The organism is Paraglaciecola sp., from assembly GCF_039943935.1.
Lineage (GTDB): Bacteria > Pseudomonadota > Gammaproteobacteria > Enterobacterales > Alteromonadaceae > Paraglaciecola.
The window spans coordinates 199,620-219,524 of record NZ_JBDUZQ010000024.1 but is presented as its reverse complement, the minus strand read 5'-3'; the positions used below and the strand labels follow the sequence as shown (position 1 = coordinate 219,524).

General features: G+C 38.2%; 19 protein-coding genes and 1 tRNA gene. 10 read left to right on the top strand and 10 right to left on the bottom strand.

Translation table 11 applies throughout. From position 1 onward, the window contains the following. Positions 1-15 precede the first annotated feature (15 nt). The 5 genes from ABJD71_RS17515 to mutY all read right to left on the bottom strand — a co-directional run bounded on the left by ABJD71_RS17515 (position 16) and on the right by mutY (position 5,056). The gene (locus tag ABJD71_RS17515) at positions 16-2,634 is read right to left on the bottom strand and encodes an EAL domain-containing protein (RefSeq protein ID WP_348172518.1); all 2,619 of its coding nucleotides are present in this window, start codon (positions 2,632-2,634) and stop codon (positions 16-18) included. Between the two features lie 133 nt (positions 2,635-2,767). After that, the gene (locus ABJD71_RS17510) at positions 2,768-3,163 is read right to left on the bottom strand and encodes a cytochrome c5 family protein (RefSeq protein WP_348172515.1); all 396 of its coding nucleotides are present in this window, start codon (positions 3,161-3,163) and stop codon (positions 2,768-2,770) included. 296 nt (positions 3,164-3,459) lie between these two features. After that, a tRNA-Phe gene (locus ABJD71_RS17505) sits at positions 3,460-3,535 on the bottom strand. Between the two features lie 167 nt (positions 3,536-3,702). Continuing rightward, positions 3,703-3,975, bottom strand: coding sequence for an oxidative damage protection protein (locus ABJD71_RS17500; protein ID WP_348172512.1), 273 nt, complete (start codon positions 3,973-3,975; stop codon positions 3,703-3,705). Between the two features lie 22 nt (positions 3,976-3,997). Continuing rightward, positions 3,998-5,056 carry an A/G-specific adenine glycosylase gene (gene mutY, locus ABJD71_RS17495; protein WP_348172509.1) on the bottom strand — a complete coding sequence of 353 codons (1,059 nt, stop codon included), beginning with the start codon at positions 5,054-5,056 and terminating at the stop codon, positions 3,998-4,000. Positions 5,057-5,134: 78 nt separating this feature from the next. On the opposite strand from mutY, the gene ABJD71_RS17490 reads away from it, so the two are divergent. From ABJD71_RS17490 to arcA, 7 genes are all read left to right on the top strand, one after another. Further along, entirely contained in the window at positions 5,135-5,860 is a 726-nt protein-coding gene (locus ABJD71_RS17490) for an alpha/beta hydrolase (RefSeq protein WP_348172506.1), read from the top strand. 104 nt (positions 5,861-5,964) lie between these two features. After that, the gene (gene trmB / locus ABJD71_RS17485; protein ID WP_348172503.1) at positions 5,965-6,684 is read left to right on the top strand and encodes a tRNA (guanosine(46)-N7)-methyltransferase TrmB; all 720 of its coding nucleotides are present in this window, start codon (positions 5,965-5,967) and stop codon (positions 6,682-6,684) included. Beyond that, on the top strand, positions 6,684-7,709 hold the full coding sequence (locus ABJD71_RS17480; RefSeq protein ID WP_348172666.1) for a class I SAM-dependent methyltransferase: 1,026 nt from the start codon (positions 6,684-6,686) through the stop codon (positions 7,707-7,709). The genes trmB and ABJD71_RS17480 overlap by 1 nt, the downstream gene beginning before the upstream one ends. Positions 7,710-7,770: 61 nt before the next feature. After that, the gene (gene glgA, locus ABJD71_RS17475) at positions 7,771-9,195 is read left to right on the top strand and encodes a glycogen synthase GlgA (protein ID WP_348172500.1); all 1,425 of its coding nucleotides are present in this window, start codon (positions 7,771-7,773) and stop codon (positions 9,193-9,195) included. Then, positions 9,195-9,518, top strand: coding sequence for a hypothetical protein (locus tag ABJD71_RS17470; protein WP_348172497.1), 324 nt, complete (start codon positions 9,195-9,197; stop codon positions 9,516-9,518). The genes glgA and ABJD71_RS17470 overlap by 1 nt, the downstream gene beginning before the upstream one ends. 104 nt (positions 9,519-9,622) lie before the next feature. Further along, the gene (locus ABJD71_RS17465; protein ID WP_348172494.1) at positions 9,623-11,272 is read left to right on the top strand and encodes an ATP-binding protein; all 1,650 of its coding nucleotides are present in this window, start codon (positions 9,623-9,625) and stop codon (positions 11,270-11,272) included. A 124-nt stretch (positions 11,273-11,396) separates the two neighbouring features. Next, a complete protein-coding gene (gene arcA, locus ABJD71_RS17460; protein WP_133468176.1) occupies positions 11,397-12,104 on the top strand; it encodes a two-component system response regulator ArcA in 708 nt (235 codons plus the stop codon). 73 nt (positions 12,105-12,177) lie between these two features. On the opposite strand, the gene ABJD71_RS17455 is transcribed toward arcA, so the two are convergent. The 3 genes from ABJD71_RS17455 to ABJD71_RS17445 all read right to left on the bottom strand — a co-directional run bounded on the left by ABJD71_RS17455 (position 12,178) and on the right by ABJD71_RS17445 (position 15,414). Further along, positions 12,178-12,453: a peptidylprolyl isomerase gene (locus ABJD71_RS17455; protein ID WP_348172491.1), complete on the bottom strand. Its 276-nt coding sequence runs from the start codon at positions 12,451-12,453 to the stop codon at positions 12,178-12,180. A 121-nt stretch (positions 12,454-12,574) separates the two neighbouring features. Next, positions 12,575-14,749 carry a glutamine synthetase III gene (locus ABJD71_RS17450; RefSeq protein ID WP_348172488.1) on the bottom strand — a complete coding sequence of 725 codons (2,175 nt, stop codon included), beginning with the start codon at positions 14,747-14,749 and terminating at the stop codon, positions 12,575-12,577. A 164-nt stretch (positions 14,750-14,913) separates the two neighbouring features. Then, positions 14,914-15,414, bottom strand: a complete 501-nt coding sequence (locus ABJD71_RS17445) for an FxsA family protein (protein WP_348172485.1) — start codon at positions 15,412-15,414, stop codon at positions 14,914-14,916. 292 nt (positions 15,415-15,706) lie between these two features. On the opposite strand from ABJD71_RS17445, the gene ABJD71_RS17440 reads away from it, so the two are divergent. Next, positions 15,707-17,524, top strand: coding sequence for a protein-disulfide reductase DsbD (locus ABJD71_RS17440; protein ID WP_348172482.1), 1,818 nt, complete (start codon positions 15,707-15,709; stop codon positions 17,522-17,524). A gap of 29 nt (positions 17,525-17,553) precedes the next feature. Here ABJD71_RS17440 and upp read toward each other — a convergent pair whose 3' ends face one another. Together upp and ABJD71_RS17430 are read right to left on the bottom strand one after the other, a co-directional pair. Further along, positions 17,554-18,183, bottom strand: coding sequence for a uracil phosphoribosyltransferase (gene upp / locus ABJD71_RS17435; RefSeq protein WP_348172479.1), 630 nt, complete (start codon positions 18,181-18,183; stop codon positions 17,554-17,556). A gap of 11 nt (positions 18,184-18,194) precedes the next feature. Next, positions 18,195-18,719, bottom strand: coding sequence for an ACP phosphodiesterase (locus ABJD71_RS17430; protein WP_348172476.1), 525 nt, complete (start codon positions 18,717-18,719; stop codon positions 18,195-18,197). Positions 18,720-18,960: 241 nt separating this feature from the next. Between ABJD71_RS17430 and aroQ the strand changes: the two genes are divergently transcribed. Both aroQ and accB read left to right on the top strand, forming a co-directional pair. Further along, positions 18,961-19,395 carry a type II 3-dehydroquinate dehydratase gene (gene aroQ / locus ABJD71_RS17425; RefSeq protein WP_348172473.1) on the top strand — a complete coding sequence of 145 codons (435 nt, stop codon included), beginning with the start codon at positions 18,961-18,963 and terminating at the stop codon, positions 19,393-19,395. Positions 19,396-19,441: 46 nt separating this feature from the next. Next, positions 19,442-19,900, top strand: coding sequence for an acetyl-CoA carboxylase biotin carboxyl carrier protein (gene accB, locus ABJD71_RS17420; protein WP_348172470.1), 459 nt, complete (start codon positions 19,442-19,444; stop codon positions 19,898-19,900). Positions 19,901-19,905 lie beyond the last annotated feature (5 nt).

Below are 19,905 nucleotides of genomic sequence, written 5' to 3'. Positions count from 1 at the left end.
TATTGCTTCTGAAGCTTATATTGCTTTATCTAAATTTTGAGAAAAATCTATTTGGCTTGAGGCTTCTAGATATTTACCTTGCCCAAATTCACAGTTCGCATTTATCAATGCTTGGTATTGTTGTTCTGTATCAATACCTCCTGCTATGAGTTTGAAGTTTAAATGCGCTGAAATAGCTTTCAAAGATTCTAACAGTTTTAGATTTCGTTCAGATCGAGTCAAACTCTTTACAAAAAGGTGGTCAACTTTAACGTAGTCAAAAGGATAGGTATATAAGTAGCTTAAAGAAGCCAATCCGCTGCCGAAATTATCTAACACTAATGTTATGCCTGCTCTTTTTAATATTTTTATCGCGGGTAAAAAAAACAGAGAGCTACGATTAAGCGCATTTTCATCAAATTCAAATACTAATTTGTTGGGATCAATACCACAGCTATTAATATATTCGATCAAAGATTTAGCCAAGCTAGTTTGGGTTAGATGGTGAGTCGAAAGGTTGATGGCTACCTTTCTTTTCTGAGCACTATCATGATTACTCAGCCCCCAGTAGCGAAGAATATTACATGCTTTGTTTAACATAAATTTATCCATCTCTACAGTTAAGCCACTTTGCTCTGCAAGTTGGAAGTATTGTTCACGTTTAATTCTACCTAAAGTGGGATGTTCCCAACGAATATAGCATTCGGCATAGATAGCTTGCTTACTCTGTAGATTAAATACCGGTTGTGAATAATTTTCAAATGCATCTGCATGGAGTAATTTTCTAAAATCGCCTTCTATTTCAAGCTCTTCAAGTAGTTGTTCTCGCATGGTTTTATCAAAAATAATATAGCGCCCACGCCCAAGTGATTTTGCTTGATACATAGCGGCATCTGCATCCCTCAGCACTTCATCTGCCTTTTGATAACCACTTTCGATTGAAGCTATACCAATACTGGCACCAGAATAAACATCTTTATTTTCGATATTAAATGGCTGTGCAATGGACTTAATTATTCTTGATGCGATTTCTTCAATATCAGTGGCGGTTTCGAAGTTGTCAAATAACACTACGAATTCATCACCACCTAAGCGCGCCAATAAGTCATGTCCGCGAATACAAGAGCTTATTCGGCGGGCTACTTCTTTTAAAAACTCATCGCCAGCATAATGCCCAAGAGAATCATTAATCTGCTTAAATCGATCTAAATCAATAAAGATCACAGCAAAATTATGTGATGAATAACGCTTTTTACTCGCTAATGCTAAATCTAATCGAGTGTTAAACAATGCTCGGTTTGCTAATCCTGTTAAGGAGTCATGGTGAGCATCATGCTCAAGCTGCAGTTGTGCTTGTTTGCGCTCTTCTATTTGTTTTTGAAGAAATACATTGGTGCTGTGTAATTCTTCAGTTCTTTGTTTTACTTCATTAGTTAGACGTTGGTTATAGGCTTGGATATTGTCGGAGTACTTTTTTCGCTCTAAAGCCACAGCTATGTGATGTGATACATAACGTAAGAACTCTAAGTCTCGCAGATTATATCGCTTTTCATTGCCATAACTTTGTACGGCGATCACACCTAAAATAATGCCATCTACTACTAATGGAACACCAATTAATGATGTCATTTTCTTACTAATACTATTAGCAGTAACAACTGCGAGTTCATTATTTTCGACTAATTGTTTAACTCTAGTTGGGTCTATTAATTCAGCACTACCATTACGAATAATATACTCAGTAACGCCTAACCCTATGGGCCTAGATTTTACTTGAGGGTATACTTCGTCTTTATAATAGGGGAAGTGAAGAATTTGATTTTCATTATCTACTAACGCGATATAACAATTTGGAGCACCAATTAATCGAGATAGGATGTCATGTATTGTGCGATAAAAGTCATCCATATTACCTTCAACGGAGGCTGATAACTCTGAAATTTCAAAGAGAGCTTGCTGTAATGCCTCGACTTTTTGCCTTTCGCTTATTTCTTCTTGCAACTCTTCATTTATTTGCCGCATTTGCTTGGTTCGTTGGCGAATCGTTCTTTCGGTCAACTCTCGACTTTTTACGCGATCTAAGCAATTCACTATGTGTTGTGATACAAACAATAACAACTCTAAATCTTCATGAGAGTAACGCTCAGCCTCGTCATAACTCTGAACTACTATGGCTCCAATTACTTGTGAACCTCGCTTCAGAGGTACTCCAACCCAATCTACAGAGTCTGCCCCCATACTTTTAATAGTAGAGTTACTTAATAAGGCTTGACGGTTTTCTCTGGTTAAAAAAAGATGTTCACCAGTACGCAGAAGATGGCCAGTGAGGCTGTGTTTTAGGTCCTCTGCAGATACTTTCTTAATAATTTGTTCGTCAAACTCATCAACAAAATAAACAAAATCAATTAACTCATTTTCTTCTTCATAGAAAGCCACAAAGAAGCTTTTAGCAGGCATGAAATCGCTGATGATTTCGTGTATGGCAGGGTATAAACTAGATAACTCATTAATTGAACTGGCCAACTCAGAAATGTCAAATAACGATTTCTGAACTTGTTCAGAACGTTTATATTTCTTTGTGATTTTTTGTAGCTGAGGAATAAGCTCGCGCAGTTCTTCTAGCGACAATTCATTGGTGACATTTTCAGATATCATTTAGGAAATTTAATAAGATTAGTTTTGTGTTGAATACAATATAAGAACTGTGTCAAAAGTAAACTATTCAGATCAAAAAGGCCACCTTAAGGTGACCTAAATTTATACAATTCTTGATATAAAAAGTATTTATCTAAATACCTTCAATCATATGTTCAATCGCTGATTTTATTTCATCATCAGTGCAGTCGCTGCATGTGCCTCTTGGTGGCATGCCTCCGATACCATTAATTGCATTTTGCCAAACACTATCAAAGCCTTTTTCTAAACGTGGACTCCAATCTGCAGCGTCTTGTAATTTTGGTGCACCTAGTACACCTATGCTATGACAAGCGACACAAGCTTTGGCATATATGTCTGCCCCAGAACGTGGGCCACTTGAAGCTGTTTCGGCTTTTGCACCAGAAATATGCACTTTACCTACAGGTTCGATACGAGCTTTTATTTCATCTTCAGTCATTTCTTGAGCTTGAGCACTAAAAATACTAAATACACTTACACACATGCATAAAAACAATTTAAATTTCACAAAATTCTCCAAGTCAGGCGTATTAACCTTAAAATCTGTAAGAGATTATAACCACTAATGCTTTATGAACAACCATTTAGAAAAAATATTCCTCAGGAAAGATTCAATTTTACATCTTGAATTAAATTAAGTGCGGACGATAATGATAGATATTGCATGAAATCAATTTTTGTATTGATTTAGATATCAAGTGTAGTTAACACAAATCGTGAATTCATAAATAGGGGTAGTTTTAAATTCATGAGTCTTTAGATACGAAAAACCCCAACCAAAAGGTTAGGGTTTATCTGTAATAATGGTGCCCAGACTCGGGATCGAACCAAGGACACGAGGATTTTCAATCCTCTGCTCTACCAACTGAGCTATCTGGGCTTCAACTAACAAACTACTGTAAAAGTATGCCTGTGTCGCTGTGGATGCGTATTAAACGGATTTAAGGCTTTTAAGTCAACCACTTTTTCCGGTATTTTTGTAGAACGCTTATAGATTGAGCAAATTGACTACAAAAAATGCTACCTAGGTTAATATTTTAAGGTAATTTACTTGTTGGGAGCAACGTATCCTTCAATATTTGGTTCTTTGCCTTCAAATAGGTATGCATGCATTTGGGTTTCTAAAAATACTCTGTCTGTGGGTTCCATCATATTAAGCTTGTTTTCATTAATTAACATGGTTTGTTTTTTTTGCCACTCAGCCCAAGCCTCCTTGCCAATATTTTCAAATATTTTTTGTCCTAATTCGCCAGGATAGAGTTGAAAATCAAGGCCATTAGTTTCTTTTTGCATGCGTTGACAAAATACAGTTCTGCTCATAATGCTCTTATTACATATCTAATTAAAATGATGCACCAATTATACTAAATAGTTTCTTGGTTGGCGCGGCTAATCCTAAACTTTGTGGTTGTGCAAGATCAAACCACATTTGGGAGTCTTCCATTACTATGTTTGTTGGATGTTGTTTTAAGTGCAACACAATCGGTTGAATATCTAAATGAAAGTGGCTAAAAGTATGACGAAAAGGATCGAGGGTGTGTTGTTGTACGTCTCCCAACTTTAAACTAGTAACGAGGTTTTCTATCATGTTTATGTTCTCTATTTCATGGAGTCCCCACAATCCTCCCCATATACCACTTTGGGGGCGCTTATAAATTAATACTTGTTGTTGCCACATGGGAATTAGCATGTAAGTTGATTTTATAGGGATCTGTTTTTTTGGCTTTTTGTGGGGGAGCTCTGCTTGTCTTCCTTGAACAAAAGCCAAACATTCTAATTGAACTGGACAGTTATCGCATTTTGGCTTGCTGCGGGTACATAAAGTCGCCCCCATATCCATCATGGCTTGTGTGTAATCGCCAGTTCTGTTTGTCGGAGTCAATTCGTCTGCGTAACGCCATAATTCAGTTTCCACCTTTTTATTGCCAGGCCAGCCGTCAATAGCAAAATAACGAGCGAGTACTCGTTTTACATTACCATCTAAAATACTGTGTTCTTGTTGGCAGGCTAGAGACAAAATTGCACCAGCTGTTGAACGGCCTATACCAGGTAAAGCAATTACTTGTTCTAGTTCTTCAGGAAATTTACCTTGATGTTGGTCTCGTATTACTTGTGCTGCTTTTTGTAAATTTCTAGCTCGAGCATAATATCCTAGCCCAGTCCAAAGATGCAGGACTTTGTCTTGGGGGGCGTTAGCTAGACTTAATACATCAGGGAAACGCTCCATAAAACGCTTATAGTAGGGAATAACTGTTTTGACTTGGGTTTGTTGTAGCATTATTTCTGACACCCAAACTGTATAGGGAGTTTTCGCAGACTGCCACGGCAAATCTTTACGGCCATGTTTATCATACCAGTTAAGTACGTTTTGATTAAATGACTGATTATTAATTTTGGACACGGAATTATCGACTGTTGTTCTTGCAGAATTTACCGGATAATACCTTAATCCAAGACAAATAGATCAATCGAGACTCTCTTGTTAAATCCGAATGCCAGTCCGTTTACAATCGACCACCCTGTTATCTTTTTCCCAGGCACCTTGTGTGATGAGAGGATATTTACTCCATGTTGGCAACATTTAAATATATCTAAGCGTGCCTTTGTTCCCTTGCAGTGGGCTCAAAATTTAGAGCAAATGCGAATGTTAAGTGCCGACCGTTTAAATTATTTTGAAGAGCCAGTTCATCTAGTGGGCTTTTCCATGGGGGCATATATTGCAGCACTAACAGCGGTTGAGTTTAAGTCTTGTGTGGCATCTGTCACTTTGATTGGCAGTAGTTGTAATGCATTATCCACGTCAATTTTAGCTCAGCGTAAACAAACTCTTAAATTAATACAAAATAAGCAATTTAAAGGCTCTGCGGAAAAACACTTGATCAAGTATTTTCATGACGTTAATCAAAAAGGTAAATGCAGAGAAGTTGTAAAAGATATGGAGCGTGATTTAGGTATAGGCGTTTTGGAAGCTCAACTAAAAGCGATTGAGACAAGGCAGAACCTATTCCCCAAATTAGCAGAATGTTGTTTTCCAATTCACTTTATAGTTGGCGAGCAAGATAATTTAGTCAACCTGACTGAACTCGCAATTGCAGTCGCTAGCTTGCAACAAGCACAGATGACGAAGGTAAAAGATGCTGGACATATGCTGCCTTTAGAGCAACCTATTGCGCTAGCTCAGAGATTGGCCAATTTCATAGTGTGATATTTACTGGCGAAACCTTGCAATCCTTAACTGTGAAAGGATAATGCGCCACATAACGTGCTGAATTAGAACAGCAATTCGTTTTTTAATAAGAGAACACAGTAATGAGCCAGTTTAAGTCTGAAGAAGAAGCCGCTAAGTCAGGGGTCTATATTCGTAAAATTCAAAGTTTTGTTAAGCGAGAAGGGCGACTCACGCAAGGGCAAGCGAGGGCTATCGAGCAATATTGGCCTACCATGGGCCTAGAACACAAGAAAGGGGCATTAACGTTTTCTGAAGTATTTGGCCGCACGGCTCCGGTTGTTCTGGAAATTGGCTTTGGTATGGGAAAATCATTAGTTGAAATGGCATCTAAAGAACCAGAAAAAGACTTTATTGGAATTGAAGTACATAGACCCGGTGTTGGGGCTTGTTTAAATGAAGCCGCCGATCAAGGTGTGACTAATTTAAGGTTATTTGAGCATGATGCTGTAGAAATTCTCGCAGATTGTGTTGCAGACAATAGTCTAGCTAGAGTACAGCTGTTTTTTCCTGATCCTTGGCATAAAACTCGTCATCATAAAAGACGTATAGTGCAGAGTGAGTTTGTTCAAAAATTAAGAACAAAATTAGCAATAGGTGGTGTGTTTCATATGGCTACCGATTGGGAAAATTACGCCGAGCATATGTTAGAGGTTATGTCTAAAGCAGAAGGCTATAAAAATCAATCTACCACTAATGATTATGTACCACGTCCAGAGCAGAGACCGCTTACAAAGTTTGAACAGCGCGGTCATAGGTTAGGGCATGGTGTATGGGATTTAATGTTCGAGAGAATGTCATAATGTTATCTGCTCCTAGTCAGTTATTAATGCGTAATGAAGAGGTTTTTCAGACGGGCAAATGGTTGTTAGTGAATCCCACGGATAGTCATATTACTACTCAATTAAATAATGCTGAACTCTATAGTTTTCATCAATACTTTGATGTATACCAACAAAGCTTTGCTCAAGGGCAGCCGAATAAGCACCTTTTTGCTGCTTCTTACCCCACAAAGGATAAGTTTGATGGGGCGGTTATTTATATGCCAAAGTCTAAAGAACAGGCAAAAATGTTGATTGCGAATATCGCTGCTTGTCTCAAAACTGGTGCTGACTTATTGCTAGTTGGCGAAAATAAAGGTGGCGTGAAAAGCGCTTCAAAAATGCTTGATACTGTTAGTTCTCAAGTGAATAAAATTGACTCTGCAAGGCATTGTGCATTGTTTGCTGCAAAAATTGACAAAGAGGTGAAACCTTTTGAACTAGCGCAATGGCAAAAAACGTTTGATATCGCTATTGCAGGTGTTGAGTATAAAATATGTTCATTACCTGGTGTGTTTAATCATGGTTCAATTGATAACGGTACTAATGTGTTGTTGAATAGTGAAATCGATATCCCCAATGGACGAGTACTTGATTTTGGCTGTGGGGCTGGAGTCATAGGATGTTTTCTAGGGCTTAAAAATCCAAAATCTCAAATTGTAATGAGTGACGTTAGTGCCTTAGCAGTTCACTGCTCTAGGGAAAGCGCAAATTTAAATGGGCTGAAAGTCGAGGTTGTTGCATCCAATGGTTTGTCGGAGATCAATGGTAAATTTACAAGTGTATTTACAAATCCTCCCTTTCACACAGGTATTCAAACCGACTATTCAGTAACGGAGAGTTTTATCGTACAGGTTAAACAGTATTTGGTTGCTAATGGCTCCCTAACCTTGGTTGCCAACAAATTTTTGCGATACTCTGAATTACTTGAAAAACGTTTTAAAATGGTTACCTTGCTAAAGCAAACTACACAATTCAGTGTGTATCTTTGTAGTCGAGTGAAATAGCTTTAGGCTAAGCAAAATGGAAGTATAATTTAACCATTCAATTATAGGGTCTGCTGTAGCTATGAAAATTTTATTTGTTGTTTCGGAAGTTGAAGATTTAGTCAAAACGGGTGGTTTGGCTGACGTAGGTAAGTCCCTGCCTATTGCTCTAAAAGCAATGGGCCATGAAGTAACAATAGTGATGCCATATTATCAACAATTAGCGCATAGATTTAACGCACCTGATTACTGTGAGCGGCAGGTGTTGTTTTCTGGTTATAAAGGCTATGAATTTGCGATTAAAGAGTTGAAAATTGAAAATGTGCAGGTGTTAGCTGTTGATTATCCTGAATTTTTTGATCGAAAAGGGTTATATACTGATGATTACCATGCATACAATGACAACGCTGAACGTTTTGCATTTTTTGCAAATGCGGCTCTGCAAACAGCTAAAGCAGTAGGCTTTCAAGCTGACATCATTCATTGTAATGATTGGCATACAGCATTAACCCCTTATTTTGTGACTATTGATAACAATGGTTTTTTCGCTAATGCTAAAACTATTTTTACAATTCATAATGGTGCATACCAAGGTACTCATAAATTTAGTGATATTGAATACCTGCAACCCCATTACCAATTACACAGCCAATTAGATGGTGATGCTCTGAATTTCGTACGTATGGGGATTCGATATGCAAATAAAATCAATGCAGTGAGTCCTAACTACGCACAGGAGCTTTTATCTCCTCTCGGTTCACACCATTTATATGATGAGTTTAACCGAAGACGAAATGATGTGTCAGGTATCCTCAATGGGTGTGACTATACTCAGTGGGATCCAACTACAGATGATAATATTGTAAAACAGTATGACCATTCGAATTTATCCGGTAAAAAACTTTGTAAAAGTGATTTACAGAAAAATGTTGGATTGCCAGAAAATAATAATATTCCGATTATAGGCATGGTATGTAGATTAACTGAGCAAAAAGGCTTTGCCTTTATTATGCCAATTTTGGAGTTATTGTTACGTCATCAATTTCAACTGGTTATTATTGGTACTGGTGATCCTGAAATTAGTGAGACGTTAAGAAATACGGCCACAAGACACCCGTCTAAATTTGCCTTCATAAAGGACTTTAGTGTTCGTAAAGCACATATGATAGAAGCAGGTAGTGACTTCTTTTTAATGCCATCTTTGTTTGAACCCTGTGGCTTGAATCAAATGTATAGCTTAGCCTATGGTACGTTACCTATAGTTAGAGCTGTTGGGGGCCTAAAAGATACAGTGATTGATTTAGCTGATGATCCTGAGTCAGCGACTGGTTTTGTGTTTGTTGAGCCTAGCGGTGAGGCTTTACTTGGTTGCGTACAACGGGCATTACTGTTTTATTACGAAACGCCAGAGTTGTTTGAATCTACTCAAAAGAAAGCGATGTTAAGCCGTTTCACATGGGACGAAGCAGCTAAGAATTATGAAGGGCTTTATTTAGAGGCCTTGTAATGAATTTAGGGCTTTCAACAAGTTTAATTGTGCTAAGTTTGTTGGCGATGGGAAATTCAATAGCGGCTACAAAAGAATGTATTCAGGCTCCAAGTCGCTCGACTAACTGTCCTCACTTATTATTCAAAAAGTCGGCAGTAGCTGTCCCATCGTTAGGGATCACACAACATGAAGTGATTTGTATATGTTTGAGCGATTTAAGCAGAAACTTTAACCCGCAGAGTCAGACCGCAGAGAGTATTAAGCAACAAGTTATCATTCAACGAATAGCGATAAATTATGGCTTGAGTGAAGAGGATGTAGTGAACCTCGTTAAGAATTAGTATGCTATTAGCTGATTTAAGTTTAATGCAATTATTTCGTTGTGAGATAGTAAGTTAATGACTCGGTAGTCATTTTGGTGAATTAAAGGCAATATAAGATTAATATGGTAGCTAAGAAAACATTTTTTTCAATTAAAAGCCTGATTTTATGGGGCGTAATGGCTGTTATCTCATTGTCTTTGGTTTTCTCTTCTTCAATTAATTTGTATAGCCAAATTAATACCTATACAAAAACACTCGAACAAAGTGTCGTCGTCGCTGCTGAGGTAACTGGTCGCCAAGCAATACCATTCATTATTGAAGATGACGACCAAACTTTAGAGCTTATGTTAAGTGCACTTGCGTCTTCGCCTACAATTGAAAATGTTCATGTATATAAGCTAAAAAATGAGTCTGAAATGACTTTTTTTGCTAGTTACAACCAAATAGATATTGCCCCCGTAAGAGCGAAGTTTTCACAAGTTAATGAGTTATTCATTCCTCGAAAATCTCTGGATGTCATGGAAGTTGCACGGCCTATTCATCTAGAGACTGAATTGATAGGTTACGTATATATTAGATCTGCAGTTACCTCTTTAGATTTGCTGATTACACAGTCCTTTATTATCACCCTCGGGGTACTTTTGCTTTGTTTAGCTGTGTGTTTTCTTTTAATTTATAAATTGCAACGCTCAATAACCTCCCCGATTGAAGGAATGGTTAGGTTGGTGCAGCGCATATCAAGAACCAAAGATTACTCAAATAGAGTGGATGCCCATGGTATTAAGGAGTTAGATATCTTAGGGGGGGCGTTTAATGGAATGTTGTTCAATACTAAAGAGTATATAGATAGGCAAACTCAAGCAGAGGCAGAGCAGCTTAAATTGACAGTAAGCTTAGAAGGAAAAGTGCAGCAGCGTACTCTGGCGTTAAAAGAGGCGAACAGTGAACTCATTCATACTCTTGAACAATTACATCAATTTCAAAGACAATTAGTACAAAATGAAAAAATGGCTTCATTGGGGGACATGGTTGCCGGTGTTGCCCATGAAGTTAACACTCCTATTGGCTTGGGAGTGACAGCTTCTACTATGATGTTAGATAGGCTCGCAGACATGCGCGTTGCATTTGAAGATAAAACTCTTAAAGCGAGCACTTTGTCAAAGTTTATTGATGAAGGTGAAGAAAATCTCAATATCATTTACCGCAACTTAAATCGGGCTGCTGAGTTAATTTCTAGTTTTAAACAGGTTGCAGTTGATCAATCTTCTGAAAGTAGTCGCGTATTTTCATTTGCGAACTTAATGAGTGAAATTTTGATTTCAATGGGACCTACCCTTAAAAAAACACCTTATAAGATACATATAGATTGTTCCGACGACCTCATAGTTGAATCAAAAGCAGGACCTATAAACCAAATTATGATTAATTTAATTATGAACTCCATTATTCATGGCTTTGAAGGGATGGAGGACGGTGATATTAATATTAAAATAGAACTAATGGAAAATAGTAAGGTCAGAATTGAGTTCGTAGATAATGGAAAAGGTATTCCTGAACAATTGCGTAAACGAATCTTTGACCCCTTTGTAACTACTAAGCGAGGGCAGGGAGGGAGTGGACTAGGAATGCATTTAGTCTACAACCTAGTGACTCAAGGTTTAAACGGTTCAATTTCCATTGTTAGTGAAGAAAATCACGGTGTAAATTTTTCTATTATATTTCCAGTGAAAATAGCTGATTCCAAGCATGTAAAGGCTAGTACTTTTATTTAAATACTAAAAGAAGGCTATTTTCCTATGTTTAATGCGCTATTTTTTACGTAATATGTAATTATCATACTGATTTTTAGATATTTTCTGATAAACTTTTACTCAAATTTTTAACTAGGCCCGAATCATGCAGACTCCTAACGTATTAATTGTTGAAGACGAAGTCGTTACTCGTACCACTTTAAAAAGCTTGTTTGAAGCAGAAGGGTACAATGTATTCGAAGCTGAGAACGGCGAACAAATGCATGACTTCTTTGAAAACAACACTATCAATTTAGTCATCATGGATATTAACCTTCCGGGCAAAAACGGCTTGATATTGGCCCGTGAAGTGCGTGGTCGTAAAAATATTGGATTGATCTTTCTAACAGGTAGAGACAACGATGTAGATCGTATCTTGGGTTTAGAGATTGGTGCAGATGATTACTTAACCAAACCATTTAATCCACGCGAGCTAACAATTAGAGCTCGTAACTTGTTAACGCGCACAACTAACAGTAGTGAAGACGATGACCTACCGAGTCGAGTTAGCTTTAATGGTTGGACGTTAGATGGAGATAGCCGCAGCTTAATATCTCCAAGTACGAAAGAATTCCGTTTGCCTCGCAGTGAATTTAGAGCATTACATTTGTTCTTAAATAACCCAGGTAAAATATTGACTAGAGAACAACTTATTATGGAAATGACAGGTCGTGAATTACGCCCTAATGACCGTACAGTAGATGTAACTATACGACGTATACGTAAGCACTTTGAATCAGAAGTAAATGCGGATGATTTGATTGTTACTATCCACGGCGAAGGCTATCGTTTTTGTGGCTCTGTAGATTCATAATCATTGTTACAAACCGACTATAAATTGTTTAAAAGCTCCTTTAAGGGGCTTTTTTATTGTCTTAACATTGTGACTAATTTCTATATAAGGTTTTAATTAGGTGGTACCCAAATTTTGTTTTTACGGGTCCGTGAACTTTAAGGATCTCTTTCTTAAAGACCACATTGTCAAATGCTTTTACCATAGTTCCTGGGCTAAACTCACCTAGGTCTCCCCCTTTTTTAGCAGATGGACAGATAGAGTGTTTCTTGGCTAATTGCTGAAAATTCCCTCCTTTTTGAAGTTGTAATTTTAGGCTCTCCGCTAAAGTTTGATCTTTTACTAGAATATGGCAGGCACAGGCTTTCATAGTGTGTATCTACTTAATGGTTAGTGATGGGGGTTGTTGGGCTAGTTTATCAGTCAGTGTTTTAAAAAAAAGAAAAAGAGCCGAGGCTCTTTTTCTGTTTAATTTGAAGTGAACTTTTTAGTTACTTTATAAACAACATTTCTTGATACTTTGGTAAAGGCCATAAGTCATCAGATACAACTAGTTCTAATGCATCTGCATGATTACGTACTTCTAACATTAGCGGACAAAGTGTGTCTGCACAGTAGTTAAGATGAGCTTCTACAGAATCAAATTCCTCAACTTCAATTGCCTCCTGAAGCTTACGCACGGCTGTCATCATGGCGTCTGTTTCAGCGGCAATTTCATCGATGCTGTTGTGGCTAATTGTAATATTTAACTTACTAAGGTTAGTGGCTGTGCTAGATAAACTGTCTAGGTACTCAATAGTTGCTGGGTATATTCGTGTGCTTGCCATACCCACTACTAACTTAGCTTCTACTTCAATAGAAAGGATGTACTGCTCTGCGTATACTTCAAAGCGACTTGCTAGTTCTGCTGGTGATAGAACGCCAGTTGATTCGAAAAGCTTAACCACAGATTCTTCTTTAAAAGCAGGTAACGCATCAGCTGTGGTTGGAATGTTTTTCAAGCCACGTTCTTCAACTGCAGCCTTATGCCATTCACTAGAGTAGCCATCACCACCAAAGATAACATTACCGTGCTCTTTCATGAGCTCTTGAAGAACAGTAATAACTGCAGCCGTTTTGTCTTCACCTTTATCTAACACTGCTTCTAGTTTGTCAGCAATCCAGCTTAGTGAGTCAGCTAACATAGTGTTCATAGCTACTAGAGGACCAGAAACTGATTGAGATGAACCTACAGCTCTGAATTCGAAACGGTTACCAGTAAATGCAAACGGTGAAGTACGGTTACGATCACCTGGGTCTCGTTCAAAAGAAAGAATTTGAGATAGACCCAAATCCATTAAGCCGCCTTTAGCTTTTTCCAGTAGCTTGCCTTCTTTTATGTCGTTGAAAACACTTTCTAATTGAGTGCCTAGGTAAACTGACAATATTGCTGGTGGCGCTTCGTTAGCACCTAAGCGGTGGTCATTTGCTGCTGATGCAATAACTGCTCTTAAAAGTGGTCCGTACTTATGTACTCCTCGAATTACAGCGCCACAGAACAATAAGAAGTTTAAATTGTCATGAGGTGTGCTACCCGGATCTAACAAGTTGCCTTGAGTAGCATTACCTACTGACCAGTTAACATGCTTACCAGAGCCATTTACGCCTGCAAACGGTTTCTCATGTAATAAACATAAGAAGCCATGTTCTTTAGCCGTGCTTTTCATTAAAGTCATAAGTAGTTGCTGATGATCAGCGGCTACGTTAGCAGCTTCAAAATAAGGGGCAATTTCAAATTGACCAGGTGCCACCTCGTTATGGTGAGTTTTTGCTGGAATACCCATACGGTATAGTTTGTCTTCAAAGTCTTGCATAAAGACTTGGACACGCGCCGGTATTGCGCCAAAGTAATGATCATCAAACTGTTGGCCCTTTGCAGGAGCAGCACCAAATAAAGTACGGCCGGCGAGTAAAAGGTCAGGGCGGGCATTAGCAAAATGTTCATCAACTAAAAAGTACTCTTGCTCAGCACCACAGCTAGAGTTTAGGGTGGCGATTTCAGTTTCACCCATCAAACTTAGTACTTTTTGAGCGGCTTTATCCATTGCTTTGTTTGAACGGAGTAAAGGGATTTTCTTATCTAGTGCTTCACCCGTCCAAGACATAAATACACTTGGGATCATGAGGGTTGCGCCATTTGCGGTCTTCATCACATAAGCAGGACTAGTTGGATCCCAAGCTGTGTAACCACGGGCGGCGTTAGTCATACGCAGGCTACCATTAGGGAAAGAAGAACCATCAGGCTCACCTTTTATCAATAAGCTACCTGTGAATTCTGTAATTGCTCCGCCGTCTGAATTGGTAATGATAAAACCGTCATGTTTCTCAGCAGTGATATTGGTCATTGGATAAAAGATATGAGAGAAAAATTTAACACCCTTGGCTATTGCCCAATCTTTCATTGCGGCCGCGACAATATCCGCGGTAGCCGTATCAAGTGGCGCTCCCGTTTGAACGGTTTTCTTGATTGCTTTAAAGGCATTTTTAGACAATGCTTCTTCCATAGCCGCTAAGCCAAAAACATCGCTTGCCCAAATCTTGTTCAATGGCTCAGGTGTTTTGCACGATTTTGGTGCGCGATTGGTAATTTCAGTTATAGCGTTTTTGCGAGATGTTAATCCACTCATATCTTTTCCTCAGTTTGTCTTTAAAGGGGTGTAGGGATTTACCTTATTTTTTTAAAGTAAAACATACTAAATCTGTTGTTACCGGAAGCAGATATCAGGCCACAAGCGTTTATATTTAACTAGGTGTGCTATTTTGGATTTTGTATAAAGCTAACTTCTAAAACTTATTCGGGTTTATTTAAATTGTCATTGAGTTTTGGCTGAGTAGCCGATGATTCGCTGTGCTCAAATTCACCTTCAATAATATCTTCTGAGTCTTGCTTTGAGTGAGGAGATGGTTGAAATCCATTGTGAAAAGACGGGTCTACAGTTTTTACAATTAGTCGCTTCAATAAATTACTAGCAATAATCGGTCTTGTGATCGGTAGAGTTAATACCAGACCCAAAATGTCAGTAATAAAGCCTGGCGTGACTAAAAGTACACCTGCAATTACTAACAACAGCCCTTCAGCCATTTCTTGACCTGGCATGATACCTGTTTGCATTTTTTGTTGTGCCTGAGTGAGGGTGCTCAGTCCTTGCTGCCTAACCAAGCGGGCACCTACAAAAGCGGTAAGTAAGACTACAGCGACGGTATACCAGCCTCCAATTAGTTCGCCCACATTGATTAAAATCGCGATTTCAGCAATAGGTAGTATTGCAAAAAGTAGAAATAATTTAGCCAAAAATGCCTCTATATGATGGTATACCCAAGTATTATTTTAACTGATACCAGAGCTTTTGTATTTGTTATTATAATGGGCTCAGCTTGGAATAAACCAAGAGCCGCTTTGTTACAAAGTATTGCTTTTATTTGTGTTAGAAATTTCAAGGTTTGCTGAAAGACTTTTAGAGTAGTAGGGGTCTTTAACCAAAAGTTTACATTGTTAAATTTATTTTTAAGCTTACTCGCTTAACTTTGGGATATTTACAATATGTATATTGTCCCTATTACTGTTTAATTAAAAAGAGTTGTTCATGAACTTAGTTGCTAGTCGTTTCATTTTATTTTGTGTTTTTAGTTTTTTTTGTCTTGGTAGTGTTGCGCAATCAACTGATCCTTTGGCTGATTTATTTGCTGACGAGCCTGAGTTTTTAAAAGTAGACGAGGCTTTTCAATTTGATTTTGAGCAAAAAAATGGCCAGTTGATACTAAAGTGGGATATTGCAGACAACTATTACTTATATAAAAAGCAATTCAAAACGGTATTAAAGCAAGCAGAGCTAGGTGAGCCAGTATTTCCTGAGCCACAACAAGTAGAAGATGAATTTTTTGGTTTGTCCAATGTGTTTCGTGGCCAATTAGAAGTTCAATATCCATTAATTTTTGCAACTAAAGATGGTGTTGTAAAGATCCGTTATCAAGGCTGTGCGGATGCGGGTCTTTGTTACCCTCCCGTAACCAAAGAAGTATTTTTAGAGCGTATTATTGCTGACGAAGCTAGTAACTCGGAAGCTGATATCAGCGATATTAATCCTGTCACACCTGTTGTTTCAGAGCAGTTTGAGCTTGCAAACCTGCTGTCTAGTGAACAAAGTTTACTATGGACCTTGTTGATATTTTTAGGCTTAGGCATTGGTTTAGCATTTACACCATGCGTGTTTCCTATGTATCCCATTTTATCTGGCATTGTGATTGGCCAGGGTAGCGGCATGAGTACATCAAGAGCCTTCACTCTTTCATTTGTTTATGTGCAAGGTATGGCACTTACGTATTCTTTGTTAGGGCTTATTGTGGCCTCTGCGGGAGTGCAATTTCAGGCTGGTTTGCAACATCCCGCCATTTTAATAACTTTGATTGTCATCTTTATCTTGTTGGCTATCGTGATGTTCGGTGCTTATGAATTGCAGTTACCATCTTCTTGGCAAGAGAAACTTAATGCAATGAGTAACAAACAAACCAGCGGTAGTTATGTAGGTGTGCTAGTTATGGGTGCTATCTCGGGGTTAGTTGCATCTCCGTGTACAACTGCACCGTTAACAGGAATTTTGTTATTTATAGCTCAAAGTGGCGACCTTGTTTTAGGGTTTAGTGCTTTGTATGTGTTAAGCCTAGGCATGGGGATACCATTAATTTTATTCGGGATAACCGGTGGTAAGTTACTGCCTAAAGCGGGGCACTGGATGAACATCGTTAAAGTGGCATTTGGATTTATGATGCTGGCTGTAGCCATTATGTTTGTTGAGCGTTTAGTGACGCACGTAGCTACAGATATAGCTTGGTCGCTGTTGGGTTTAGTCAGTTTTAGTTATTTTTATGTGATGAACCAACCCACGACAGTGTCTTTTTTCAAAGGTGTTAGGGCATTAGTTATTTTTGTTGGTTTGTTTATATCAGCTATCTATGGATATCAAACAGTAAACAGTATTTTTTACCAAAATACTGTGGGTGAAAATAGTATTAGTAGCACTCCACATTTGAAGTTTACGCAAGTCACTAGTATCGAAGTTTTTGAAGAGGCGTTGGTCAGCGCAAATGCTCAAGGTAAGACAGTTATGTTAGACCTATATGCTGATTGGTGTGTGGCGTGTAAAGAGTTCGAGAAATATACATTCTCTGACCAAGGTGTAGTTGATGCTTTAAGTAATACAGTTTGGCTGCAAATTGATTTGACCGACAACTCAGATGATAACTTAGCCTTTCAGGAACAATTTGATGTTTTAGGCTTGCCGACTATTTTATTTTTTGACCAAGATGGCAAAGAATTAAGTTCAGCAAGAGTGACTGGATTTATGCGAGCGGAACCTTTTTCTACTCATGTGAGAAGTATTTTTGCTAATGGCAACGCTCGATAATAAACCTTAAGTATTACATGGAACAGGGCTTACCTTGTTCCGAATATTTTATCTCCTGCATCACCTAATCCTGGCAGAATATAACCTTTCTCGTTAAGCTTTTCGTCTATCGAGGCTGTGTAGATATCGATATCTGGATGCGCAGCTTCTAAAGCGGCAATGCCCTCGGGGGCTGCCACTAAAAATAAGCCCATAATATTAGTGCAGCCTTTTTGTTTTAATAAATCAATTGTGGCAATTAGCGTCCCTCCTGTTGCTAGCATCGGGTCAACAATGAGCGCGGTTCGTTTGGTTATGTCTTTTACTACTTTGTCGAAGTAGGCAACAGGCTGCAGGGTTGCTTCATCTCTGTATAACCCAACCACGCTAATTTTTGCATTGGGGATCAATTGTAATACCCCATCTAACATGCCTAAACCTGCTCTTAAAATAGGTACGACGGTAATCTTTTTGCCTTTTATTTTCTGGGTAGATAATGTTGTTCCGTCCCAAGAAGTGATAGAAGTTTGCTCTGTTTTTAAATCTCTAGTGGCTTCGTAAGTGAGTAAGTTTCCTACTTCACTAGCAAGCTCTCGAAAGTCTTTACTACTTACACCTTGTTTGCGCATTAAGCCTATTTTATGTTGGATTAGCGGGTGTTTTATTTCTTTAATGGCCATGGAATTGTCTCTTAATTATGTTCTGAATATGAATCAACAAAGTTTACTCCATGTTCTAATAGCTCTGGGTAAAACTGTGAAAATTTTTTTTCAAATAGATTGTGATGTTGCCTGATAAAAAAATCGGCGTCTTTTGCAAATTGTATTTTATTTCCAAGTCGTGATTCAATCGAAGAGAAAGCCTGAAAGCAAGTATCACGATTTTCATACTGATTAAGCCATTTATACTTAACAAGCCGTTGTGCTTGTTTATTGAAGTGGGCGTTTATAGGTAAAACGAATTTATCAAGCTCGTCATAGAACTCATCAAATAAACTATTGCTACTTGTGACCGAAAAATCATCCCAATTTGTCATCAATAGGTAATCAAAGTATATGTCAATTATAACACCTGACATTCTGCGAAGTTTTCCACTGAATTGTTGTTTTAAATCTAAAATTAATGGGTGGCTATCTGTAAATGTATCTGCACTGCGGTGTAAACGGATTCCTCTCTCAATGGCTAAAGGTAAATAACTCAACTCTGAACCTCGCACAAAATCTCCTAAGAAATTCCCTACCAAGCTTGTATTGGTATAACTCGCTAGGTGAATGTGGGCGATATAATTGATGGGTCGAGCCTCCCTTAAAAGTGAATAATAAAAATACAATTTTTGTAAACTTTGCAGTAATCTTCGCAGATAAGACCAGTATTTTGCTGCTAATTTCTATTTACACACTATAATGGTTCAATTATTTCAATTCTAGTGCATATATTGTACGTAAAATGGTCAGCTAGTGAACTTATTAGTCATTAATGGGCCCAACTTAAATATGTTGGGTACTAGAGAGCCTGAGACTTATGGCTCTGAAAATCTACAGCAAATTAATAAAAAATTAGATGAATTCGCTGAATCTTTTGATATTAGTTTGACTCATGTGCAATCCAATGCTGAACATGAATTAATTGATGCAGTGCATAAAGCATTTAGTAAAATTGATTTTATTGTAATTAATCCGGGAGCGTTTACGCATACCAGTATTGCCTTAAGGGATGCATTATTAAGTGTGTCTATTCCTTTTATAGAGGTACATTTATCAAATGTGCATGCTAGAGAGGCATTTAGAAAACATTCCTATTTATCCGATATTGCTCAAGGAGTGATTTGTGGGTTGGGCTCACAAGGGTATGAGTTTGCTATTGCAGCTGCGAAAAAGTATTTAACTAAATAATTGCACACCCAATTGATGGGTTGGCTGGTCTATTAGAGAGAGAAAAATGGATATACGCAAAATTAAAAAATTGATTGAACTGGTTGAAGAGTCAGGAATATCTGAGTTAGAAATTACTGAAGGTGAAGAGTCTGTAAGAATCCAGGTTGGTGGTAATGCTGCCATTGCTCCTGTTCAATATGCGGCGGCTCCTCAAGTAGCTGCTGCTCCTGCAGCTGTTGCAGCCTCTCCTGTAGCTGTTGCTTCTCCTGAAGCGGCCCCTGTAGTGAATGGCCATACTGTGTGTTCTCCTATGGTAGGGACTTTCTATCGCTCATCTTCTCCAACAGCAAGTGCATTTGTAGAGGTGGGGCAAAAAGTAAATGTTGGTGATACGCTTTGTATTATTGAAGCAATGAAAATGATGAATCAGATTGAATCTGATAAAGCTGGAGTTGTTAAACAGATTCTAGTAGAAAACCAAGAGCCAGTAGAGTTTGATCAACCTATGTTTGTGATTGAATAAAAGGT

Excerpts from the sequence above, each read along its gene's own strand:
- ABJD71_RS17515 (WP_348172518.1), bottom strand. The coding sequence starts at position 2,634 with ATGATATCTGAAAATGTCACCAATGAATTGTCGCTAGAAGAACTGCGC.
- ABJD71_RS17500 (WP_348172512.1), bottom strand. The coding sequence starts at position 3,975 with ATGAGCAGAACTGTATTTTGTCAACGCATGCAAAAAGAAACTAATGGC.
- trmB (WP_348172503.1), top strand. The coding sequence starts at position 5,965 with ATGAGCCAGTTTAAGTCTGAAGAAGAAGCCGCTAAGTCAGGGGTCTAT.
- ABJD71_RS17480 (WP_348172666.1), top strand. The coding sequence starts at position 6,684 with ATGTTATCTGCTCCTAGTCAGTTATTAATGCGTAATGAAGAGGTTTTT.
- glgA (WP_348172500.1), top strand. The coding sequence starts at position 7,771 with ATGAAAATTTTATTTGTTGTTTCGGAAGTTGAAGATTTAGTCAAAACG.
- ABJD71_RS17470 (WP_348172497.1), top strand. The coding sequence starts at position 9,195 with ATGAATTTAGGGCTTTCAACAAGTTTAATTGTGCTAAGTTTGTTGGCG.
- ABJD71_RS17465 (WP_348172494.1), top strand. The coding sequence starts at position 9,623 with ATGGTAGCTAAGAAAACATTTTTTTCAATTAAAAGCCTGATTTTATGG.
- arcA (WP_133468176.1), top strand. The coding sequence starts at position 11,397 with ATGCAGACTCCTAACGTATTAATTGTTGAAGACGAAGTCGTTACTCGT.
- ABJD71_RS17455 (WP_348172491.1), bottom strand. The coding sequence starts at position 12,453 with ATGAAAGCCTGTGCCTGCCATATTCTAGTAAAAGATCAAACTTTAGCG.
- ABJD71_RS17450 (WP_348172488.1), bottom strand. The coding sequence starts at position 14,749 with ATGAGTGGATTAACATCTCGCAAAAACGCTATAACTGAAATTACCAAT.
- ABJD71_RS17440 (WP_348172482.1), top strand. The coding sequence starts at position 15,707 with ATGAACTTAGTTGCTAGTCGTTTCATTTTATTTTGTGTTTTTAGTTTT.
- upp (WP_348172479.1), bottom strand. The coding sequence starts at position 18,183 with ATGGCCATTAAAGAAATAAAACACCCGCTAATCCAACATAAAATAGGC.
- accB (WP_348172470.1), top strand. The coding sequence starts at position 19,442 with ATGGATATACGCAAAATTAAAAAATTGATTGAACTGGTTGAAGAGTCA.